Source organism: Paenibacillus sp. J22FR5 (genome assembly GCF_059691975.1).
The window spans coordinates 417,652-440,264 of record NZ_JCAUAN010000001.1 but is presented as its reverse complement, the minus strand read 5'-3'; the positions used below and the strand labels follow the sequence as shown (position 1 = coordinate 440,264).

Below are 22,613 nucleotides of genomic sequence, written 5' to 3'. Positions count from 1 at the left end.
CCTACTGATCTCCTTTCTTGTTATTCGTACGAAGAGGTAAAATAAGACGCATCGTGGTACCACTCCCCAACAGGCTTGTGATTTCCATGCGGAACGGCTTACCATACACCAGTTCGATCCTTCTCACAACACTCCGAACGCCTAGACTTTCTCGACCATCTATCCGTTGTGGCAATGATGAACCCTCGACACCCAGGTTTTGGGAAATAGCCTGCTCATCCATACCACAACCATTATCTGTGACATCGATCTCTAGAAAGCCATCGCGGCTGCTTGCTTTGATTAACAACACTTTATGTGACACCATATTGCGAAAAGCATGCATAAACACATTTTCAACCAGCGGTTGAAGAAGTGAGCGCATCACCTGAACGTTCATAACGTCCTCGTCCACTTGAATGATCGTCTCCAAATCGGTTTCAAACAGCTCTTTCTGTATTTTCAAATAGTTTCGAATCTGCTGGAATTCTTCTTTCACGGTGGTAAGCGTTCGCACTGGCATCAACGAATACTTGAGCATTTCGGATATGGCCGCGATCAATGCCGCCGTTTCAGTTTCATCTTGTAAATACAGTTTCCAATAGATTTCATTAAACATGTTGTGCAGAAAATGAGGATTCAGCTGGGCCTGAAGCGCCTTAAGCTCAGCTTCTTTCTCACTTAACTGCGTCATATATACTTCCTTGATCAGTCTTCCAACCTGTTCAGCCATCGCGTTAAAGCTCTCACCAATATAGGCTAATTCATCATGGGTACGAATTTCGATACGTGCATCAAAATCACCCGACCTCACCTTACGCAGTCCAAGTAATAAATCCTTGAGCGGCCGGAGCAAATTTCCTGTGGAAAGTACGATCAGTACACTTGCAAGTAAAATGCTAATCAAACCAGAGTAAACGATCATCTTGAATAAATCTCGACTCCTCGATTGAATCTCTGTTAGCGATGTTCCACTTACTAGCTTGAAGTTAGTCACTTCTGACTGACCCTGCACATATAAATGATGCTCCATTAGCTGTGTTTGGTTCATTTTTCGAAGCAGCTCTAATTGATCTAAATCAACTGGCGAATTCGTAAATAATAGCTCGTTATTCTTATTAAACAGATAAACCTGGCCCTGCCCTGCCTTCGTCAGCTCCTTCAGAGAGCCTGAGAAGAAGGATTCGTCAAAAGCCATCACAAGCACACCATAGGTAGTCAAATTACTATTTTTCATCCACCGGGCGACAATGATCGTATTTCTAAACCCGCTGGGTTCAACGGAGGATGGCAATGGCATGCTAATCCAAACGAGATCGCCAGATGTGTCGCTAATTTTGGAGCGAATCGCTTTGAATACGTTCTCATCAGGAACATTAATCGCCGAGGTCGTATAGCTGAAATACGAAGGGTTCCCCTTTAAGTCGTATAGGTACATCCCTGTGATATAGGGCGCATCCGATTTGATCTGATAAATCTGATCTTCGATTTGCTTTTTATCAAAGTAACGATTGAATGCATTGGAGTCTGCACTCAAATTAATACGTGAAATTACCTGTTCGATAGCTGGATTAAACACAACCGTTTGCGATACACGAACAACCTCTTGGACTTTGAGGTCCAGCTTCGCCAGCGCCTCTTCGTTCGTACTGGAAAACTGCTTACTGATCTCTTCTTCAAACAGCGTTAGGTTATAGCGATACGTTAAATAGCCTGTCAAACAGAACGCTAACAGAATAATGATAGAGATACTGAGAATCAGTTTTACCCTGAAGCTGCGATTAAACCCTACTATACTACGAATCCAGGACATCATCTCATTTCCCCTTTTGTTTATTATTGACCGATCCTGTGACGATATTATAACAACATTATACGTATTTCCGCTATCCCACTGCTCTAAAGTAACTATTTTGCTTGATCCTACTGAAAAAATAATAAGGATAGCCCCATAATAATCATGGGGACTATCCTTTTCCTACATAGTGGATCATGATGGATCCTGTCACATTTGCTTTACAACTATCACATGGCATCCAAAATAATGCCGGCCGTTTCCTCAATTGCTTTTTCCGTAACGTCGATCACGATACATCCAAGCTGCTTATACAAGTCATACGCATATTCTAGCTCTTCCGCGACTCTTTCAATTGCCGAATATTTAGCGCCGAATGGCAGCCCTACTGCTTTCAGCCGTTCCGTACGGATCTTAACGAGCTGAGCTGGGCTCATCGTCAAGCCGATCAATTTGCTTTTGTTAACTGTAAATAATTCTTTCGGCGGTTTGACTTCGGGCACCAACGGATAATTGGCCACTTTATACCCTTTGTGTGCGAGATAAATACTTAACGGTGTTTTCGATGTCCTTGATATACCCAGAAGAACAATATCTGCTTGTTTTAAAGCACTTGTATCTTTGCCGTCATCGCATTTTACTGCAAATTCAATGGCTTCGACCCGCTTATAATAATCTTCATCCATCTGATGCAGCAAGCCAGCTTGCCTTTTAGGAGAATCATTGAAGTTATCAATGAAGGCTTGCATGACAGGACCAAGGACGTCTATGCTTGTCACATTTAAGCGAATCGCTTCTTGACGCATCATCTCTCTTAATTCGGGAAGTACAAGCGTATAGACGACAAAACTACCAAGCTTGGAAGCTTCCTCCATCATCATTCGGATTTCTTCTTCTGTACGCATCGTACCAAAACGTCTTACATGAACTTGACTTGCGTTAAACTGACGAATTGTCGCTTGAACAACAGCGTCTGCCGTTTCTCCTACCGAGTCTGAACAAACGAAAATGGTATGGACTTTCTCCTCCACCCGTGAATTCCTCCTAATTTGCATTAAATGGCTTGGGCTACCTTACCTTCTTCAGGAACACCATGTAGGATAAACGCTTGTGCTGCGGCGATCCGAGCCAAAGGAATTCGGTAAGGGGAGCAGCTAACATAATCCAATCCGGTCAAGTGGCAAAAGAAAATCGACTCTTTATCTCCGCCATGTTCCCCGCAAATCCCCGTTTTAAGCGATGGCTTAACGATTCGTGCTGTATTCACCGCTATGTCTATCAATTGTCCTACTCCTTCCGTGTCGAGCACCTGAAACGGATTATGAGGCAGAAGCTTCTGATCGACATAATGGGTAAGAAATTTCCCTTCCGCATCGTCACGGCTGTATCCGAACGTCATTTGCGTTAAGTCATTCGTGCCAAAGGAGAAGAAATCAGCATGAGCCACGATCTGGCGCGCAGTGAGTGCGGCACGTGGTACTTCGATCATGGTGCCAACCTTGTAAGGACAATCTCGAAGTTTGTCTTTCCCCAATACCTGCTGCGCAACGAACTCAACAAGCTCTCTCAAGATTTTCAGCTCATTGGCATGGCCAACGAGTGGAATCATGATTTCCGGAAGCACTTGGATACCCCTGTCGATACAGCGTGAAGCTGCGCGGAAGATAGCCTCAATCTGCATATCATATATTTCCGGAAATACGATCCCCAGTCTGCAGCCCCGTTGTCCTAGCATTGGATTCGTTTCGTGGAGAGCTTGCACTTTGCGCAGAAGGTTCGTGACCTCTTCTCTCTCGTCGTCTGAACCCTCTTTCTCATAAGTCAGCTGAGCATGTCTCTTTTGGAGCTCTTCCAGGTTGGGTAGAAACTCATGAAGAGGAGGATCGAGCAATCGGATCGTTACCGGGAGGCCGTCCATTTCCTCGAACATGCCTTCAAAATCGGACTGTTGCATAGGAAGCAGCTGGGTAAGAGCCTTCAAACGTTCCTCCTTATCTTCCGCCAAAATCATTCGTTGAACGACAGGCAGACGTGTGGGTGAGAAAAACATATGCTCCGTTCGGCATAAGCCGATCCCTTCTGCTCCTAATTCTCTCGCAATTCTCGCATCATGCGGATTATCGGCATTCGCGAACACTTTCAGCGTGCGAATCTCATCCGCCCACTTCAGCATTACGAGAAGTTCATCCGTCATCCTAGCTTCTTGTAGTGGCATAACCCCCAGAATGACGCGCCCCGTTGCTCCGTCCAGTGTAATCCAATCGCCTTCTTCCAAACTCCTGCTTCCAGCCAACATCCGCTTCTCGTCCAGCACGATTCGGATTTCTTCACAGCCGCATACGCAGGGTTTGCCCATTCCCCTTGCCACAACAGCGGCATGGCTCGTCATCCCGCCTCGGCTTGTGAGCACACCTTCCGAAGCGATCACGCCATGAATATCTTCCGGTGTCGTTTCGGTTCTAGCAAGAATCACCGTCTTGCCGGCACGGCACCATTCTGCTGCCGTATCAGCGTCAAATACCAACTGACCAACCGCTGCGCCCGGTGAAGCCGGAAGACCTTTTGCCAACACATCTTTTATGGCTTCTTCATCGATCCCGCGATGCAAAAGCTGATCCAGATGTGACACTTCGATGCGGTCCACTGCCTCCCGTTTCGTCAATACACCTTCATGGACCAAATCGACTGCAATCTTGAGCGCAGCTTGAGCGTTTCGTTTACCGTTTCGTGTTTGCAACAGGTAAAGCTTGTTATTTTCCACCGTAAATTCGATGTCTTGCATATCTTTATAGTGCTTCTCAAGCTGTTTGGATGCCCTAAATAACTGTTCATAAATTGCGGGCATTTCGTTTTGCAGCGCAGCAATCGCTAGCGGCGTTCGTATACCAGCTACCACATCTTCCCCTTGTGCATTGATCAGGTATTCACCAAAAAACGTATTTTCCCCCGTGGATGGATTTCGCGTGAAGACAACGCCTGTGCCGCAATTGTCACCCATATTCCCAAATACCATGCTCTGCACATTGACCGCTGTCCCTTGCTCATCCGGAATTCGATTGATTTTGCGGTAAATCTGCGCTCTTTGGTTGTTCCAGGACTTGAATACAGCTTCAATGGCCATGCGCAATTGCTCGTACACATGCTGAGGGAAATCCATGCCTGTTTTCGCCAGAATACACTTTTTGTAATCTACGATTAGAGCCTTCCAACCTTCAGCCGTTACATCTTGATCGCTATCCACGCCCGCTTTCTCTTTCAAACGGTGCAGCAGCTGCTCGAAATGGTACGATTCTATGCCCAGCACTACGTTTCCAAACATCTGCATTAGACGGCGGTAGCAATCGTATGCAAACTTTTCATTCCTTGTAAGCGTCGCCAATCCTTGAACAGTTACATCATTGAGACCGAGATTCAATATGGTATCCATCATCCCCGGCATCGAGCTTACAGAACCTGAGCGTACGGACACAAGCAGCGGATTGCTCCCATCTCCGAACTTTTGTCCCTTCTGTTTTTCTAGCTGCCCAAGAGCTGCTCCGACTTGTTCAAGCAGTTCTTCTGAGATCCGGTTGCCAATTTTAAAGAAATCTAAACAAGCCGATGTTGTAATCGTGAAGCCCGGAGGAACGGGGAGACCTGCCCGTGTCATCTCTGCGAGATTGGCACCTTTTCCACCAAGTAAAGCTTTCATTGAAGCATTTCCCTCTTGAAAGGGTACCACTTGTTTCTGGGTCATCATTTGTTTGCCTCCTTATTCTTTTCCATACATTTGATTGAATTGCACACAACATAAAATTTTTTATATCCGTCCGTTGGTAACGTTGCAATCACTTCATTACACGATTTACAAATGATGACACCAAGATCATTCGGGTGAATGGCTACCAATGTTACATGGTTTGTATTAGACATCTCGCTCCCCCCTCTAGTTGCGTGCTCTCCGCACGAGAAATATAAGAGACTAAATCAATGACTCGATTTGCATAACCCCACTCATTGTCATACCAAGCGAGCAGCTTGATTTGGTTATCCTGCGTCATAATGCTAAGACCGTCAATGATGGCGGACTTCTCATTGCCAATATAATCCGCAGAAACAAGCGGCAATTCATTGTAGTCTACGAATCTTCCAATTTGTCCAGCAATCGCCTGTTTGATGGCAAATTTCACTTCGTCGATTTTCACTTTACGGTCGACAACGACTTGTAGATCCAGCAGTGAAACGTCCTGCGTCGGCACACGTACGGAGACGCCTTGAATATGGGATGCAAGATGAGGAATAACATCAATAAGTGCCTTGCCCACCCCAGTAGAAGTCGGAATAATAGAATTCGTGCACGCCCTAGCACGGCGAAGATCTTTATGCGGGTTGTCCATATGGTTTTGATCATTCGTGTATGCATGGACCGTTGTCATCCACCCCATCTTGACTTGAAAAGCTTCATCCAGAATACGGAGTATAGGTGCGATACAGTTGGTCGTACAAGAGGCTGCGGATACTAAACGATGCTGCTTTGGATCATACCGGGCTTCATTCACTCCCATGACAACAGTCAGATCCATGTCCGTACCCGGTGCAGTAATCAGAACCTTCTTGGCTCCCCCAAATAAGTGTCGTTCAGCTCCTTGCCGATGATTGAACTTTCCGGTTGCATCTACGACTAACTCGGCACCATAATCCTCCCAAGGTAGTAAATCTGGTTCTCTTTCACAGATGACAGGTATCCGCTGTCCATTAATCCGAATTAGGTTGTCATGTAATACTTCGATGTTAGCGTCCCAAGTGCCATGAACCGAATCATATTTCAACAAATGGGCCAAAACATGAATGGGACTTGTTGAGTTGATCACTTTCACTTCGAAATCCTGCTGACTATGGGTCAATGCTTTTCTTAAACACAACCTACCAATTCTTCCTGTACCACTTATACCAACTCTCATCTCCATCCCCCAACCCTCATTTAGTATGTCATAAATGTATCATAAGGATAAATAATACACAATATATATTCGCACATTGTAACAAAATAGACACTTCATCTACTAAAAGACTAATATTATTATATATATGACGTCATATATAACAAAAAAACCAGTCAGCAAAAAAACATTGCTTTACTGGTTTTCTAACAAATTACTAGGCATCTTCTATAGTTTTTTCTTTTACTTGCTATAACAACTAATCGTTGTGAAACACTTCCTCCATCGACGCCCACCACTCGCCATCTCGCCGCGTTTCCAGCGGTTCCTGGCAATGTTCGTCAACATATTCAAAATAGCTTAATAGGTAACCGTCATTGAATGTTATAGAAACTTGCCGCCGTTCCACCTAGAATAGCTGATCTGTCTTGTTCCGAATCCAGGGGTAAGCAACTTTTTCCAGATTCCAAACATGTTGATGAGCGTCTATTTTTCACCATGCTAACCCCCTGTTTATTGGTATGGAAACCTTATCTAATCCGATATTCTGCAAAATATTTAGGAAGAATCGTCGTGGAAGCGCCAGGCATTTGAGGCAGTACATAATGACCATTAATCACCGTAGCCGGCTCTTCAAAAATATGACGAATCCATGGAATGTACTCAAGCATAATAGCGCCTGGCGTAGATGCTACAAGGTGTTGGTGAATTTGACCCATATCGCCTACGTGCGGGCAGATTGGCACATCATAGGAAGCAGCGAGGCCTGCCACTTGCAGCCATTCCGTAATACCGCCGACACGCGTTACGTCAACTTGGCAATACTCGATTGCGCCTTGGTGAATATAGTCTCTGAAAGCGTATTTGTTATACACATGCTCGCCTAAAGCAATCGGAACGTTTAACGCGTCAGCGAGCTTTTTGTGTCCCATGATATCATCAGGATTAAGTGGCTCCTCTAGCCAGAACAAATCGAATTCTTCAAGCTTTTTGCCCCACGTCATAGCGGTATTCATATTCCACTGTTGATTGACGTCGATCATGAAGATCACATCGTCACCGATCGCCTTACGTACTGCCTTACAACGATCATAATCCTCACGCGAATCCGGTTTGCCGACTTTGATTTTAACCCCTGTAAAGCCTGACTCAACAATTTCCACACAATCCTTAACCAGACGCTCTTTCGACCAATTCAACCAGCCGCCATTCGTATTATAGGCTTTAATCGGTGTTGATCTAGCTCCCCCAAGGAACTGCCACAGCGGCTTATTGGAAGCTTTCGCCATGATATCCCAGATCGCAATATCCACAGCTGCAAGTGCCATGTGCGTTACGCCGGATCTGCCGATCCAGTGCATTTTGCCAAAACGCATGTCATTCCATAGCTCTCTTACCATAAACGGATCTTTGCCAATCAGCAGTGGCGCATAGTATTTATCGATTGTATCGACGATCATATCATCACCATGGGCACACGTACCTGTGTAACCGTATCCGACGAAACCTTCATCCGTAAAGATGCGAACGCCAGCTAATCCCCAGTGTGTTGCGACGTTAATTGCGTCTGTAATCGGCGGTGTAATGGGTACGTGCAAAACAAAACTTTCTACTTTTGTAATTTTCATCTGTTACATCTCCCTATTTTTAATGTTTTCACTATGTATTAATAACCAAGCGAAGCTCCGCCATCGACGGGAAGTGCAACACCTGTAACGAAACCGGATTGAGCGCTTGCAAGAAACAGTGCAGCTTGAGCAATTTCTTCCGACGTTGCTGGTCGGCCAATGGAATGCATACCGGCGCCTCATTTCAATTTTTCGTATATCGTGTATGATTGTCTCGAAAAAAATTATGAGAAAACTGCCTCAATCACATGCTGAGCGATCTCTTTATGGATACCAGCTCTTGCAGCGACATTTCGGCCACATACATACCTTTGAAAGGTAACGTATTCACCAAGCCTTCTGCCGTTAATCTAGTGAGTGCTTATCGAATCCATATATCGTAAATCATACACGATATATTATTATAAATAAATAGATTTTTGTATTTCCTCGGCAAAATAATATTCTACAATAAACTTCTTCATTGACCTTTACCGTTCTCTTCTCGGTACTCCCGTGGGGATAGGCCATATATCTTGCGAAATAGCTTCGAAAAATAATGCAAAGACGAAAAACCGTGCTTCTCTGCAATCTCGGTGATGGTTAGATTCGTAAAAAGAAGGTCATCTTTCGCCCGATTAATCTTGAATTGGATGACATACTGTGTAGGTGGCAATCCGGTTGCCTGTTTGAACAAATCAAAAAAGTAACCACGACTTATGTGTAGCTCTTTATAATAGTTTTCCAAAGGTTGCAGATTGCCTTGCACAAGATCCTGATCCAATCGCTCGAGCAACTTGGACATACGTAGATTGGGGATATGCTCCTCTCTCAGGGCAAAAATCAGAAAAAACTCGATAAACTGCTGGAAGCTGCTCTGGATCTTTAAGTTGCGAACGAACGTCCTCTCGTTTGTATAGTCATTTTCCGTATAAAACTTCTCAAAATAATCGATCCACAATCGCAGCTTCTCCACCTTCATATGCTCGGGTAAGGCATAGGGAAAAGCTGGTCCGATCAAAGCAGGAACCAGAGTGGCTGGATCATAACAGATCCTGCTCGGGTGGGTGAATTCGACCCGACGATCGATGTAAGACCAGTCGAAATAACAGCAGACGTGGACCATGGGGTCACGGCTGTCGGCAACCCAATGGTGGGGCTGCCCTGCTGGTATATACACGAGAGAGCCGGCTGACGTATCATAAGTGCGACCATTCGTGTGAATAACACCTCTTCCCTCGCTAATCAAATAGAGTGAAGAGTTATAACAGATCCGATTGTTGGCAGACTGCCCCTTGGAGAATGGGTACCGGGTTGCATAGTACACGTACGGATGTAAGTCGGCGAAATCCATCCATGAACACCACCTTATTCGTCATATAAATAGCAATTGATATGACGATTGTACAAATTATTGACGATTTTGCAAATACAAAATATGCCGAATACTGTAGTGTTTATAAGTGAAGATGACAATTCCAAGGAGGACAAACGATGATAGAGACCAAATTCTTATTGACAGATGAGCAAATGATTCAGTTTATTACGAAAGGCTATCTTGTGCTTCAGAACGACATTCCTGGGCAGCTTCATCAGAGCATCATGAACCAGGTCAATCATGTTATGCATAATGAGGGCAATCCTGGCAACAACATTCTGCCTCGTGTTCCGGACATTCAGCAGCTGTTCGATACGCCAATCGTCAAGGGAGCACTACGCAGTGTACTTGGGCCGGATTTTTATATGCATCCACATCGCCACTGTCATTACAATCAACCGGGAAATGAGACGCCGGGTGGCGGAAAATGGCACAAAGACGGCTATTGGTCATCCATGCGCAGCCATCGACCGTGGTGGGCAATGATTTTCTATTATACGCACGATATTACCGAAGATTTGGGGCCAACTGCGATCATGCCAGGCACCCAATACTACGAAAAATTTCTTGGCGCCCGAGGTGAGACGCTGTTGCCCACAGGCAAGGCAGGTACGATGGTCCTAGTCCATTTTGACTTGTGGCATAGAGCTTCGCTTAATGTGTCAGAACTAGATCGTTATATGCTTAAGTTTCAATTTCTCAGATTGAGTGCTCCTGAGTTCCCGAGCTGGAATCATCAAAGCAACGAAATGATTGTGCCACAAGGGACGCCAGCTATCCATATGAATTTATGGCAAGACGTATGGGATTGGCTCCGCGGAGAACAATCGGCTGGTGGCACTCCACCTAAGGAGGAGCGATTGTTGGCTTTGCGACAAGAGCTAGAGTCGGATGAGGAAACGATCGCATTGAATGCAGCCTATGAGCTTGGACAACTTGGCACACAAGGGATCGAAACGCTGATTGGGCAAATTACAGAGGGGGCGAACCTGACAGCGGAACGGGCCGCATATGGACTGCAAGGTGCTGGTATTGAGGCTATTTCCGAGCTTCTCCGTATTGTGAAGCATACAGATGAGAAGCGCCGGGCGTTGGCGATTTTCGTACTCGGGATGATCGGATCTTCTGAAGCTGAGGTAGTCGCCTCGCTTATCTCAAGCGTACAGGATGAGAGCGAGTGGGTTCGCCGAAATGCGGTCGAATCATTAGGTATGCTCAAGCATGCTGGTGAAAACGTTGCTTCGGCATTAGCGAACGTATTAAAGGATTCTCTACGATCTGAAACTGATGAAGATTCAAAATCGAAAAAGTTGGATGTACACCATCAGTCCTACATTATCAATAAGATTGAATATACGGCAGCACTCTCACTGCTTCGCACCGGTAAATCTGGCGATGTACAGGAAGTTGTCAGCTCCTTGGAGCAAGCGCTTTACAGCAAAGACCGTTACGTTCGAGCTTATGCAGCGGAAGCACTTACCCATCTGCGTACGAAAGAAGCAGTTGATATCTTGATCCGGTATTACCGTTCTTCCCGCTGGTGTCCGGATACAAGTAAAGTCAGTACCTTCTAGAGCACCCATACGAACTTACACAACTCCAACAGCATCCTGTTGGGGTTGTGTTTCCATGTAACCGCTATCTCAAAAAGCCCCCTCCCCAAATTCCTAAAAATAATTACCGAGAAAGTTGTTAATAATAGGAAAAGGATGATTAGCCGCGGGGTGATGATGACATGAAACATTTTATAAATAGAAACCAAACAACCATGAAATCAGAGCCCTCGACAATTGAGTTAGTGCCTGGAGATCTCGAATTTCTAATTGCTCAAATTCAAGAACACTTATCATATACTGAAGACCTGAACATCCATAGCCTCGCATTTAACAATCAACCATGCGCATTAGTTTATATAGAATCGCTTGTACAAGCCGAACTAATTCAATCCAATATTATCAACCCGCTATTGGAATCAAATTCCGGCGTTGTTGAACAAATCGTAACTTCAATCGTAGTCAAAAATTCTAACGATGTTGTTCAAATCGGGAAATTTTTACTAGGTGGTTCTTGCATCATGGTCATGGAGAATGATCCAATCGCGATCATGATGTTAGTCGCACAATCACAAGGTCGAACTATTCAAGAACCCAAAGCTGAACAAGTCATTCAGGGTTCACATGAAGGCTTTATTGAAAGCTTAAGCACGAATATTTATTTGCTCCGCAATCGGATCAAAAGCCCTAAATTGAAGGTGAATTACTTTACAATTGGCCGTGTCACGAATACAAAAGTAGCTATGATCTATATGGATAACATAGCTGATCCAACCATCATCCAAGAATGTGAGAAAAGGATAAGGTCTATTGATCTTGATTATTTATATTCCGCAGGAAATATTGACGAGATGATCGAGGAGCACCCGTTTTCGCCTTTTCCTCAATCCCTTCAGACCGAAAGGCCGGATCGTGCTGTTTCTTATTTGATGGAGGGAAAAATTACTATTGTTGTTGACGGCAATCCCAGCGTTTTGGTTCTTCCCATCACTTTTTTTTCATTTTATCAATCCCCCGATGATTACAACAATCGATGGATAACAGGGTCGTTTTTTCGGTGGATTCGACTAATTAGTTTTATTTTGGCCATTTCTTTACCCGCGATCTATATTGCTACCGTGTCCTATAATTCCGAAGTGCTACCGATTGGCATTCTATATTCCGTTAAGGTCTCTTTAACCTATGTGCCATTACCGCCAATCTTAGAAGCGATCACTATGCAAATCATTCTAGAATTGCTGAAAGAGGCTTCGATCCGATTGCCTTCCTCCATCGCCCAAACGATTGGTATTGTAGGCGGATTAGTTATAGGCACGGCCGTCGTGGAAGCCCATTTGGTTTCTCATACGATGATCGTTGTCATCGGATTGACAGCGATTGCCTCTTTTGCAACTCCGATCAACGAGCTTGGAACCAGTTTGAGGATTTTAGGATTTCCGACCATGCTTGCCGCATCTTTGTTTGGCTTTTTCGGAATCGCCATCATGATGATGATCATCTTTATACATCTGTGCAAGTTAGAGACATTAGGGGTAGCATATTTCGAACCATTTGGTCCTTTTACTGGTAAACAGGGTCTAAAAGATATTTTTCTAAGACTCCCTACATGGAGGAACAATAAACAACCTGGCAAAACAAAACACTCCTTCTTCGTGAGGTGGAAGCGCCCTTGAAACCTACGATAAGTAAATATCATTTGTTTTTTTTAATCATTAAGACGCAAATTGGCATTGGTTTGTTATCTTTGCCTTCTAAAATTCAGGGCTCAGCGAAAGGAGATGCTTGGATCTCCGTACTTGTGGCTGGGGTTGTTATTCAGTTATTACTTTTCGTATATTGGCAACTGCTCAACAAATTTCCAAATCTCACCTTAAGTGAAATGACGGTTCGAATGTTTGGAGTCTACATTGGAAAAGCTCTAAACCTTATCTATTATGCTTTTTTCATCGCTATAGCGGGTTATGCGTGTACACTCTATGTGAAGTTAGTGAATACTTGGATGCTCTCGCTTACGCCTAGTTGGGTACTACTTTTGCTCATCATAGGGACCGGTGTCTATCTAGCCATTGAAAATTTGCGCGTGATTGGTAGATTTTTTGTATTATCCTCCGTCCTATTTGCCCTGTTGCTCATGATCAGTTTTTTAAACTTTTCAAACGAGATGCATTTTACTAATATTTTGCCGGTAGGTCAATCCGGTGTTGGGCCAATATTCAAGGGTAGTGAAAACACCTTTTTTTCTATGCTTGGTTTTGAGGTGATCCTTTATTTCTCCGCCCAAGTTCAAAACAACCCCAAAGGTTTGCTCCGTGTGATCTCGTTTGCAAATGGCTTTGTTACCTTATTTTATACTTACTTTGTCTTCATTTGCCTGATCGGATTTAGTCCTATCGCGTTAGCACAAGTGAATGAACCCGTTTTGTTTATTTTTAAAGGGTTAACTTATCAATTATTTGACCGCTTAGATCTGATCTTTTTGACGATTTGGATTATCCCAATGACCGCCACCATTGTTTCTTATCTATGCTTAGCCGGAAAAAGTTTAACCACAACTCAAAACGCTTATCGATGGATGATATTGTTCAGTGGGGGGCTTATCTTTCTATTAGCGTCCTATCTATCCACAATGGAAAATTTTGATCCCTTTAGTAAATGGTTAGAATATGGATACTTAATTATGATTGTCGTGATTCCAATTCTGTTATGGATGATGTCCTTCCTGCTCAAAAATAATAAGAAGGTGGGGTCAACATGAGAAAAAAAATTGTTCTTACCGTTTTCTTAGGGCTTCTCGCTATACTCCTCACAGGCTGCTGGGACCTTCAATATATAACAAGTAAAAAGATGGTAAATGGCGTAAGCCTTGATACCGCGAAAGATAATCAAATCCTCGGAACGGTTAGAGCCGTTATTTTGGAGAGTAAAGGTGGCGGACAATTCGATGTTAAGGATGAACTCATGCAAGCAACGGGGGATTCCGTTTCCAATATTGGTTACACATTAGATAGTATGCTTCCAGGTACCATTGAAGCAAGCAAGACGCATGTGATTATCATCGGTGAAGATCTGGCGAAAGGAGGGTTAATGTCATCTTTAGAATTTTTTTATCGGAATCCTAGAGGGTATCTGAAATCGTATATTATCATAAGTAAGGGAAGAGCGTCTGACATACTCTCATTTAAACAAATAGAAAAGGGTCCTGTTGCTTTTGGCATTAAACAATTGATTGATGGCTCAGTGCGTACGACGATTGTTCAAGAGCAAACGCTGTATTCTATATGGAGTCAAATCACGGATCCAGGAGAAGATGCGGTAGTTCCCGTGATTCGTAGAATTGATAATAAAGCTTTGGTCGTTGACAGTATCGGATTTTTTGATGGGGACAAATACACCGGTGTGACTTTATCCCGTGAGGAAAGTATCATCCTATTACTTCTAAAAGACAAGCTAAACAAACATGCCTTCATGGATATTCCAATTGATCAGAGTGCTGGACAGAGCAAGCCTGAAAAGCTAAGGAATACTTTGATTACATTTGAAGTACGGAAATTAAAGAGAGACTTCGAAGTTTCTGTTGATCCAACTACGCAAGAAATCGAATGCTCAATTAAGATTGACCTTTATGGTGCATTAAGTAGCTCCCCTAGTAATTTTGGCCAAAAAATCGATCGCGAGCAGCTTAATCAAGAATTATCTGCAGTAGTAAATAAACAAGCTGATGGCGTCGCTAATAAATTGCTAGAAGCGAATTGCGATGCGCTTGGAATAGGAAGAAAGCTCAGAGTAAAGTACCCTGAGCTTTGGAAAAACATCGACTGGAATAACAAATACAAAGAAGTGAAGTTGAATACGAACATTCAAGTGCACATCACAAGTACAGGAGTTATCAGGTGAACATATTAGAAGTCATCCGTAGCATCACGCCAATCTCCTTGACCTATGGAAAGCTCTAAATACCATTCAAAGGATCCTTTTGCAGGTATCATTTGCGCAGTCCCATTACTGACTGCCATTTCAAGTGAATCATAATAGCCAATGCTAGGCTCCAATGCACAAGTGACCCGATCGTTGAACATACCTTTGTCCATCCATACACCTAAGTAGGGAACCTTTTCCTTTGGAACGGAAACGATCAAGAAATTACCGCTTTCTTCGCCGTACAAGCCTGACCAGCCCAATGGCACTTGGCCTTCGTAATAAAACTTTCGCGCATCCCCGGTAACCTCTGGGGAAAGCCGAGAAACATCATCCCAGGCATACAACTTTCCAGCCTTCAGGGTATGACCTTCATACACGCATAGCATCTCCTCCATGGATTCTGGAAGAAGAATACGAGTCTGTTCCGTGACAGTGAATTGTGGATGCGGCACCCACAAAAAGGGTATAGGTTGATCACTATAATTGTAAGCATGGTAATCAAGCCGCACCCGATCCGCTGAAGGGAATGAGATTCGTCTCATGAACCGATACGGAAGTGACGGACTACGAACTGAGCAGACAACCGCGTTCTCTTCAATTGTGTATTCCCACGGAAGCGCCCAAAGTTCACCATGATCGGGCAGGTTTAAGTCCATATCCATGCCCAAGGAACATGAAGATATTGTAGGGAAGCATTCATCCCAACCACTCATATCCCCATCTGTGAAGGTGGAGCCGTATTCTGGCTGTCGTAAAGTACGATGACCTGAATCCAGCATCCATTCCTTCCCTGTCGGCTTATACAGGATGGAAACCAATTTCCCTCCAAGTTCGGGTACCATTTCAATACGAATCTGTTCATTTTCAATCGTTATGGACTTGATACCTTTATAGGTTCCCGTTGTTACATTGACCATTCTCTCTTTCATCACTAGCACATGCCCCGATGAATTCGCGCACCAGTATGATTAGCTTCCTGATCAAGTGCTTTCTCAAACTGCTCTCTCGCTAGTTCCAAATTCCCAAGACCGAGATGCCCGAGCCCCATCATGTAGCGGCAGTGAACTTCATTCCGTACGTTCAAATTGTCCTCGAACACCAGGAAGTCCGGCAAGGAAACAGCGAAATAGTCGAACTTCACTTCGTCGAACAGATGCTTCTCTGCGTAATCAATCAGCTTATTGAAGCGACGCTTAGCTTCTTTCTCATTGCCCAGCGCAAGCCAAGCCATTCCTTGGTAGAAAATCATATCCGGCGGTTGGTCGTTGTAATACATCGCGCTAGCTGGCTCCTCTAATCCTTGGGATGCAATCGTGAAGCAATCTTGTGCATGCTCAGTCTCGTTTAAACCTTCATGTGCGAGTCCGAGATAGTAATAAACATTGTTTTCTTGTGCGCCCGACAGCTTACCTTCTCCTAGATTATCCGGATAGATGAGTGCTTGCTGCAATAAGGTGACTGCCTCTTCAAATCGTTTTTCGGCCAACGCTAGCTTGGCTAGTTCGATATGGGCAAAAACATGCTGACCCGTCACTTTGCCCTCGCCGCCTTCCCATGGGTGGAAGTTGCGTGCCTGTAAGGCTTGAACGGCTTTCTCATGGTAACCTTGCGCATTCAGGAGCGTGATATACTCCACGTAGAGATCGTCGCGTTTGTTAACTAGTGCTTGGTGCTCCTCCAACTTGTCACAGCGAGCCTCATCTGTGTAACCAAGCTTTTTGTACAGTTGATCGAGCTCATAGAATACGCGTGCGTCGTCCTGCCTGCAAGCAAAAGCCTTCTGCATGGCAATAAGGGCGGATGTTGCATCCCCGCGTTTGTTGAAATAAGCGAGCGACAGATTCCGATGTACGGTCGCGAAATCATCCCGAATGGAACATGACGCTTCCCAGTGGGTGATCGCATCTTCGTGTCTTCGTTTGTCATAAAACCAATTTCCCAGGTAATAATGTGCTTTATCATCTTTAGAATCGGCCGTAATGACACTCGTCAACACGTGCAGATCGAATAAACTATTCGGGAAACAATAATCCGATGTTGCCGCATTCCCAGCTTTCCTATGAAGCTGTGCCAGCTCCGAATTCCCTATTTTCTCATGTAGATAACCAAGTGTGTAATGAAGCATCGGGTACACTTCTGTAGAATCGTGACCTTCGACGATTCGACCCAGCAATTCAATCGCGTCCTCGAATAATCCACAATTCGCATAATCGGATGCCAAATTCAAATAATTATGAGCATCTCCACGCATGAGTCGCACAAGCTCAGCTTTCACTTCACTAGCAAGTGCTTGTTCGTCGCCTTGGCTTAAAAGAGTCAGGTATCGTTCGTTTGCTGAACCGAAATCAGCGATATCAAGTAACAGTGTCTCCTGCGAGTAGACTAATGCTTCCTGCGTTTGACCCAGCTTGCGAAGAAGCGCAGCTTTCAGATGACGTGCTTTGTAATTGCGGGTATTACGGACAAGCGAACGCTCAACTAATTCCAGCGCTTCTCCGTAAGCACCCTTCTCGCAAGCGATTTGTGCAAGCGTGAAGAAGCCAGCATCCTGCCAAGCCGCGGACCACGTCGATTTGTAGAGCGCCGCGAAGGCTTCTTCCAAACGACCTTGAAGCTTAAGCGCAACACCTAATTGATAGAGAGCTTCACTGTCATAAGGGTTCGGATTCCGCCAAGTTAGAGACTTGACTGCCGTCCGGAAGTGCCCTTCTGCCTCGGCAAACAGCCCGCGGCGCAGCAGTAGTGTTCCGTATGCCACATTAATACGGCTATCGCTTGGGTCGCGCTTTAAACCTTCCAGATAGTAATCTTCTGGTTCAAACGTTGCATGACGATATTGCTCGAGGTGCAACCCTGCCAAGTAAAGCTGCTCATTCGTTTTCAATTCCGAAGGCTCTTGCAACGGCTTTGCTGCATCCGGGATCTGCTCGATCGATGGCTTGGCAGGCTGATAGGCAATGAGTAAGGTGCCATTCGCATCCCGTACAGTTAGCTTCAAGTCGTGTGCTTGATCGTTATCATCAATCGTAATCACAGACTTGAATGTTTGCGTCGGAGACAAAACAGCGGCTTCCTTTAAATACGTGCGGCTGCGTCCTTTTAGCTCTACAACAGCGCCTTCGAACACCGAGGTCGCATAGGCAAGTACGACAGCTTCACGCGTCTTCTCGTCAACTTCTAAGTTGACGGCAGCATCGATGGAAGCATTTTTAACGACACCAATATTTTTGTATGGCATGAAATATTGCTTGAACGATTTCTCTTCATACGGCTGCAGCCACGTGAAATCCGGTTGGTTGTCTGTGTAGACACCGGTCATCAACTCGATATAGGGTCCGTCCTCATCAGTCAAATTGCGATCCCATGCTTGCCCGAATTCGCCGTTGCCCCAAGTCCATTGTTTCTTACCAGGTGAAACGTGATGGTTCGCAACATGAAGCAAACCGGCTTGAACACCATGGTCATAACCCCCGACGAAGTTATAGTCGGATTTATAGGCCATATAAGAAGTCGGAACAGGAATGTTTTTGTAGCGTGAAATATCAACACCTGCGGAATAATCCATTTTGTAGTACGTGCCTGTCGCAATTGGAAACCTCGATACGTCGCGTTTACCGTGGTCGAAGACAGCCGTTACATCTGGAGGAAATACGGATTGCGTATTTTCATTTACCGCAACCGCAGGATTCGCCCACCACAGGAATGTTTGAGGCTCCGGTGTCCGATTATACAGCTGTGCGGAAATTTCCAGATAGGCTTTACCTGGATATAACGTGAAACCAGCTGTTACTTTCGTTCCATACATTCTGTCAATTTCGCTTACCCAAACTGTCGCGCTTCCATCTTCATTTTCGGTAAGTTTGTATTCAACTGGACCATACGTATTCGGACGGTGATGCTGTGGCCAATTGAACTCGATGCCGCCAGAAATCCAGGGACCGGCTAGGCCGACCAGTGCTGGTTTAATAACCCGATTGTAATAAACGAAATCGTAATCATTTGTCTTGTCCAACGCTCGATATATCCGTCCGCCAAGCTCGGGCATGATCTCGATGCGAACATATTCATTTTCCAAAATCACCATTTGATACGACTGAGGCTTCTTCTCATCTTCAATTTTATCGATAACCGGATGCGGATATACCTTACCGGAGCTTCCTTGATATACACGCTTCTCTAGGAACATCGGATTGCGATCTGGCTCCCCGATGCCATAAGTCGGAATCGAAGTCACTTCTTCCCAAATACGAACTTTCTGACTCATTATCATCACTCCCTTATCTTATTGTCTCTACTTTACCTCGGAGGAAGGCAATCGCCAATTGACAAAATGCTTAATGTGATGGATTATATTCTTATTTAGTCGAGGGGGTTCATATGTGGAAATAACTAGAAAACCGGAAGGCTTTAAAGAAGAGAAATTGTTTGTACTACCCGATTACATGCAAACGGAACTATCCCGCTCCGAGCTGACACGCGACTTATTCGTAAGTGATATTGGATTCTTCCCACATGCCCGTCATCATTATCGGGAACGACCCGAAGGAAGCAACTCCCATATCTTCATTTTCTGCTCTGATGGCGAAGGCTGGATCGAGCTAGATCAGCAGAAAGCAATCCCTTTAACCCAAAATCACCTAGCCGTTATTCCTGCCAAAACACCGCATCGTTATGGAGCATCCACGCATGCACCATGGAGTATTTACTGGTTTCACCTACTAGGTGAGCATGCAGCTGCTTTTATACGTATGTACGGAATGGATGCCGGACCGCTTCACCTACCAATCGGTGCTATGTCCGAGTTCAAGGATGTTTTTGATAAATGTTACGTCCTACTTTCTGACAAAACCTACTCATTGCCCATCCACACGCACGTATCCCAGTCAATTCGCCAGCTGATCAGTGGCATCGGGATCAGCGCGGGAGGTACAGCCAAGGACAAAAAAAGAGAGCAATATCTAGAACTCGCCATCCGATACATGAATGATCGTTTGGAGGATTCGATAAAGCTCCCTGAATTGGCCAAGCACACGGGCTTGTCTAAACAGCATTTAATTTTGTTATTTAATGAAGAAACGGGATTCCCGCCGATTGAATACTTTCTACGTATGAAAATTCAAAAAGCAGCCCAAATGCTCAGTTTAACGGGTCTGTCGATCAAGGAAATTGCCGCGAACATCGGGATGACTGATCCTTATTATTTTTCTAGATTGTTTAAGAAAATGACAGGTTCCTCTCCTACTGTTTATCGGAACGTACCGAAGGGGTAATGGTTAATACCCAGGTCATTGCTCAAGCCTGCTCTAATGAGAAATGAAGCGCGATTTCCTTCTTCACATCCATGCTAGTCCATTGAGCGAGGCGATAGTTACCCATTTCGATTCGGCATCAGCCCAGGAAGAAGCTCTAGTTCCACATCGTCAGATTCACCAACAGGCTGAATAGCATAGATGGCATTCGAATAATGAGCGAATAGCATATTCCCTTCGATGCGGATGAGCGTATCATCGCTTCCGTTAGACACGAGCACCGGAACCGTTACACCGATGCCAGATAATTCCGAAGCCTCCGCAGCTTCCACCGACCATGACGTTGTCACCCCATCTTCAGCAATCCGATAGGATTCGGTGATATTCGCTATCCCTTCGATGCCAGGCCTTGGCAGCATATCAGTGACAGCTGAGCTCCACATAATCCGTCCCTAGACGTTTAAGACTTTCCTCAACAGAACGTATCGTATTCTCGTAGGTATAGGGCTCACCGCGCATAACAGCCTTAGTAGCAAGGAAGACTCTGTCCCTTTTCCCCTGAAGCGCCAACCCAATGCGCCATTCGCTTTCTCCTCTTCCATATAAAGGTGCTGTATCGATAAAGTTGACCCCGAGCTCCAAGGTCCGATCGATCACCTCAATGACTTGCTCATCTGTGACAGGACCGTAATCCCCGCCAAGCGGAGCGCCCCAAGACCTAGCTTCGAAACTCGAACTCCTGTTTTGCCAGCGGTCGGTTACATCGAAAGGCAAACGAGCGAGCTCAGTTTTCAGCGTTTCTCCCAAATAAATCATATCGTAGCTTCCAGCTGGAAGTGTCAAATCACTGAAAATCAACTTCCCGTCTGGTTGGGAAATCGTTTTGGTTTTTATCCAAGCAATCGGCTCTAAAGGATCCGTCTCACTCGGTCTAGCGTCTCTCTGGAATATGCCGAAGGCATCTTCTCTCAGCGAACCTATGTAGCTGACCTCAATGGGTTCGTTTGGCTGAAAAACGGATTTGTTAATGATCATAGTAGGATGACGGAGTGCAAGATCTGGATCTTCCACAGGGTCTACCACCGGAATTGCTGCTGGGAGATTTACTGTATATTCCGCATCAGCAACCCATGTTTTCGTGGCAAAATCTCTTCCTTTTACCACGACCTTATCCTCGAAAACTTCCACATAAAACCCCTGTGAGCCCTCTTTCAAGACGTCGTCATCTGTCCACAAATACGCTATGGATGCCGTATTGAACATGGTTGCATACTTCGTGTTGTACATCGTATCCTTTGCGCCCAGCTCCCAATGTGTATGACCAGTAAATACGATAGATTGTGGGTGTTTGGCCAGAATCAACTTCAATTCTGCGTCTTGCCTGATCCCATGCCAGCCGAACTCGGTTTGTGATCCTGCGACTGTATTCTTTAAGGGTTCATGAACAAAAATAAACGCCGGTTTCTCCACCGCTTCCCGCTCGGACAACTTCTGATCCAACCATGTGAGCTGGGTCTCTGATAAATAAGAGCAGTCTTTCAACCCTATCTCTGTGCCAAGGAATATAAAATGATACCCCTCCATCCAAAAATCATAATACTTCTGATCGATTCCTGTGGTTGCTGAGAATAAGGAAATCTGCCTATCTAAGTCTTTCCAACGTACATCATGGTTGCCATATGTAAAATAGATGGGCGGCAGCCCCTCCCTGTTCTCGCTCCAAATATGGCCCATTGTTTCGAATTCCTCTTGTTCCCCATTGTCCGTGATATCACCGACATGCATGATCCCGTGACTATCGGGAGAAATTTCTATAATATCTTTTAACGCCTGATCAAAATTCCGTGAATGTGTGCTTTCTAAAGAAGCGTCAATATGTGTATCCGTCATGACTACGAACTTGAGATTTGGTTTCTTCGCCATTTCATTCTCTCCCTTGGGCTTGTATCACTTCGCAATCCATATCTTTAATTCATGATAACCATCCCATATCCTTTTCCTCCAAAAGCTTTGTTTGCATGAATATTACGAAACACGATTTATATTACAAAGACAAGTTTACAAATTTCATTATTTTGCAAAAAATTGTTGTTTTCTTGTCATGGTGAAATAGGACGTATTACACTATTCTGAGTTGATCATCAGGAGGCGTATTACATCACATTCAAGTTGATTAGAGCCTTCTATATTTGAACAATATTTCACTTCATTCCCA

Annotated in this window: 17 protein-coding genes; 5 read left to right on the top strand and 12 right to left on the bottom strand. The window is 44.7% G+C overall.

Annotated elements, in window-relative coordinates; genetic code table 11:
- Nucleotide 1: 1 nt before the first annotated feature.
- The 8 genes from AC58P7_RS02165 to AC58P7_RS02130 all read right to left on the bottom strand — a co-directional run bounded on the left by AC58P7_RS02165 (nucleotide 2) and on the right by AC58P7_RS02130 (nucleotide 9,654).
- Nucleotides 2-1,792, bottom strand: a complete 1,791-nt coding sequence (locus tag AC58P7_RS02165) for a sensor histidine kinase (protein WP_497339756.1) — start codon at nucleotides 1,790-1,792, stop codon at nucleotides 2-4.
- 212 nt (nucleotides 1,793-2,004) lie between these two features.
- The gene (locus tag AC58P7_RS02160) at nucleotides 2,005-2,805 is read right to left on the bottom strand and encodes a pyruvate, water dikinase regulatory protein (RefSeq protein WP_497339755.1); all 801 of its coding nucleotides are present in this window, start codon (nucleotides 2,803-2,805) and stop codon (nucleotides 2,005-2,007) included.
- Between the two features lie 23 nt (nucleotides 2,806-2,828).
- The gene (gene ppdK, locus AC58P7_RS02155) at nucleotides 2,829-5,510 is read right to left on the bottom strand and encodes a pyruvate, phosphate dikinase (RefSeq protein ID WP_497339947.1); all 2,682 of its coding nucleotides are present in this window, start codon (nucleotides 5,508-5,510) and stop codon (nucleotides 2,829-2,831) included.
- Nucleotides 5,510-5,686, bottom strand: a complete 177-nt coding sequence (locus tag AC58P7_RS02150; protein ID WP_497339754.1) for a hypothetical protein — start codon at nucleotides 5,684-5,686, stop codon at nucleotides 5,510-5,512. Before AC58P7_RS02150 ends, ppdK begins: the two co-directional genes overlap by 1 nt.
- Entirely contained in the window at nucleotides 5,665-6,720 is a 1,056-nt protein-coding gene (gap, locus tag AC58P7_RS02145; protein WP_497339753.1) for a type I glyceraldehyde-3-phosphate dehydrogenase, read from the bottom strand. Before gap ends, AC58P7_RS02150 begins: the two co-directional genes overlap by 22 nt.
- A 503-nt stretch (nucleotides 6,721-7,223) precedes the next feature.
- A complete protein-coding gene (locus AC58P7_RS02140; protein ID WP_497339752.1) occupies nucleotides 7,224-8,321 on the bottom strand; it encodes a mandelate racemase/muconate lactonizing enzyme family protein in 1,098 nt (365 codons plus the stop codon).
- A 38-nt stretch (nucleotides 8,322-8,359) separates the two neighbouring features.
- Nucleotides 8,360-8,491, bottom strand: coding sequence for an SDR family oxidoreductase (locus AC58P7_RS02135; RefSeq protein WP_497339751.1), 132 nt, complete (start codon nucleotides 8,489-8,491; stop codon nucleotides 8,360-8,362).
- A 290-nt stretch (nucleotides 8,492-8,781) separates the two neighbouring features.
- Nucleotides 8,782-9,654 (bottom strand): AraC family transcriptional regulator, encoded by an 873-nt coding sequence (locus tag AC58P7_RS02130; RefSeq protein WP_497339750.1) that lies wholly within the window; start codon nucleotides 9,652-9,654, stop codon nucleotides 8,782-8,784.
- Nucleotides 9,655-9,794: 140 nt separating this feature from the next.
- Between AC58P7_RS02130 and AC58P7_RS02125 the strand changes: the two genes are divergently transcribed.
- The 4 genes from AC58P7_RS02125 to AC58P7_RS02110 all read left to right on the top strand — a co-directional run bounded on the left by AC58P7_RS02125 (nucleotide 9,795) and on the right by AC58P7_RS02110 (nucleotide 15,125).
- A complete protein-coding gene (locus tag AC58P7_RS02125) occupies nucleotides 9,795-11,252 on the top strand; it encodes a HEAT repeat domain-containing protein (RefSeq protein WP_497339749.1) in 1,458 nt (485 codons plus the stop codon).
- Between the two features lie 161 nt (nucleotides 11,253-11,413).
- Nucleotides 11,414-12,904, top strand: coding sequence for a spore germination protein (locus AC58P7_RS02120; protein ID WP_497339748.1), 1,491 nt, complete (start codon nucleotides 11,414-11,416; stop codon nucleotides 12,902-12,904).
- Entirely contained in the window at nucleotides 12,901-13,986 is a 1,086-nt protein-coding gene (locus tag AC58P7_RS02115; protein WP_497339747.1) for a GerAB/ArcD/ProY family transporter, read from the top strand. The genes AC58P7_RS02120 and AC58P7_RS02115 overlap by 4 nt, the downstream gene beginning before the upstream one ends.
- On the top strand, nucleotides 13,983-15,125 hold the full coding sequence (locus AC58P7_RS02110; RefSeq protein ID WP_497339746.1) for a Ger(x)C family spore germination protein: 1,143 nt from the start codon (nucleotides 13,983-13,985) through the stop codon (nucleotides 15,123-15,125). The genes AC58P7_RS02115 and AC58P7_RS02110 overlap by 4 nt, the downstream gene beginning before the upstream one ends.
- Before the next feature lie 5 nt (nucleotides 15,126-15,130).
- Here the strand turns inward: AC58P7_RS02110 and AC58P7_RS02105 are convergent, their stop codons facing one another.
- On the bottom strand, nucleotides 15,131-16,078 hold the full coding sequence (locus AC58P7_RS02105; RefSeq protein WP_497339745.1) for a DUF5107 domain-containing protein: 948 nt from the start codon (nucleotides 16,076-16,078) through the stop codon (nucleotides 15,131-15,133).
- Between the two features lie 2 nt (nucleotides 16,079-16,080).
- Nucleotides 16,081-19,413 (bottom strand): DUF5107 domain-containing protein, encoded by a 3,333-nt coding sequence (locus AC58P7_RS02100; RefSeq protein ID WP_497339744.1) that lies wholly within the window; start codon nucleotides 19,411-19,413, stop codon nucleotides 16,081-16,083.
- A gap of 115 nt (nucleotides 19,414-19,528) precedes the next feature.
- Here AC58P7_RS02100 and AC58P7_RS02095 point away from each other — a divergent pair, with 115 nt between their 5' ends.
- Nucleotides 19,529-20,419 (top strand): helix-turn-helix domain-containing protein, encoded by an 891-nt coding sequence (locus tag AC58P7_RS02095; protein ID WP_497339743.1) that lies wholly within the window; start codon nucleotides 19,529-19,531, stop codon nucleotides 20,417-20,419.
- A 98-nt stretch (nucleotides 20,420-20,517) separates the two neighbouring features.
- Here the strand turns inward: AC58P7_RS02095 and AC58P7_RS02090 are convergent, their stop codons facing one another.
- Nucleotides 20,518-20,817 carry a hypothetical protein gene (locus AC58P7_RS02090; protein ID WP_497339742.1) on the bottom strand — a complete coding sequence of 100 codons (300 nt, stop codon included), beginning with the start codon at nucleotides 20,815-20,817 and terminating at the stop codon, nucleotides 20,518-20,520.
- Nucleotide 20,818: 1 nt separating this feature from the next.
- Nucleotides 20,819-22,321: an aldo/keto reductase gene (locus tag AC58P7_RS02085; protein WP_497339741.1), complete on the bottom strand. Its 1,503-nt coding sequence runs from the start codon at nucleotides 22,319-22,321 to the stop codon at nucleotides 20,819-20,821.
- Between the last annotated feature and the right edge of the window lie 292 nt (nucleotides 22,322-22,613).